At 68.2% G+C, this 1,138-nt stretch carries 1 protein-coding gene and 1 pseudogene; both read left to right on the top strand.

The features are described from left to right. Window positions 1–907, top strand: a pseudogene (locus ACFC02_RS42780) (IS21 family transposase); the annotation flags it as partial. After that, window positions 904–1,138: ATP-binding protein (locus tag ACFC02_RS42785; protein ID WP_376368475.1), on the top strand; the 235-nt coding region annotated here is incomplete at its 3' end. The pseudogene ACFC02_RS42780 and the gene ACFC02_RS42785, both read left to right, overlap by 4 nt.

The raw sequence follows: 1,138 nt of genomic DNA on the forward strand, positions 1-1,138 counted from the left end.
GCGCGACCCGTTCTGCTGCTTCACCACGAGCCAGGACATGGCCACCTTCTTCGACTGTCACCGCCAGGCGTTCGCCCACTTCGGCGGGGTGCCGATGTCGATCGTCTATGACCGCACCAAAACGGTGGTCCGTCGGCATGTCGCCCCTGGTGAGGCCGTCCCACTGCATCCGGAAGCGGTCGCGTTCGCCGGGCATTACGACTTCGAGATCGATGTTCTGGCGGCCTACCGCCCCACCGGCAAAGGCCGGGTCGAGCGGCAGGTCGACATCGTCCGGGACCACGTCCTGGCCGGCCGGGCTTTTGCCTCCCTCGAGGAGATGGACGCCGCGTTCATGGCCTGGGTGCCTATGCGGCGGGCCCGGACCCACCGCACCCACGGCGAGGTCATCGGCCTGCGGGCCGTCCGGGACCACATGGCCTTGCGGCCGCTGCCCCAGGCGCCCTATGTCGTCACCCAGCGGCAGCTGCGGCCGGTCGGCAAGGACTGCCTCGTCGCCTTCGCCGGAAACCTCTACTCGGTGCCGGCCCGCAAGGTCCGTCCTCGCCAGCTGATCGAGGTCCGGGCCACGAAGTCCCAGGTCATGCTGCACTCCACCATCACCGATGCAACCGGCTCCACGTTGCTGGCTGCCCACCCGCGAGCGGTCGGCAAAGGCGTTCGGGTCGTCGACGAAGAACACTGGGACGGTCTGCCAGATGGCAAGAACCGCCGTGTCACCACCGCCGACATCGTGCCCTCACCTCGCCACGAGGCACCTCTGGGCGAGGAAGCAGGGCCTCTGCAGGCCCTGCTGACCCGGGCCGCGGCCGCCAACGTCGAGGTCGGCCGCCGTCCACTGTCGGTCTATGACGAGCTGACCGGCACCCGCCCGTTCACCACCCCCCTGAAGAAGGAACTGTCTTGAGCGAGCTGGTCTCCACCCGCATCCGCACTACGGCCGGCAAGCTCGGTCTGCCCCACCTGGCCGAGGCCCTGAACCAGTATGCTCAGCGGGCCGACGAGGCCAAGATGGGTTATCTCGACTTCCTCGACCTGGTGCTGTCCGAGGAACTGGCCGTCCGCGATGACCGCCGTTTCCGCCAGGGCCTGCGACTGTCGAAGCTCCCGCACCACAAGACGCTGGAGGACTACGACT

The sequence above is a fragment of the Streptomyces sp. NPDC056160 genome (assembly GCF_042268205.1).
GTDB lineage: Bacteria > Actinomycetota > Actinomycetes > Streptomycetales > Streptomycetaceae > Streptomyces.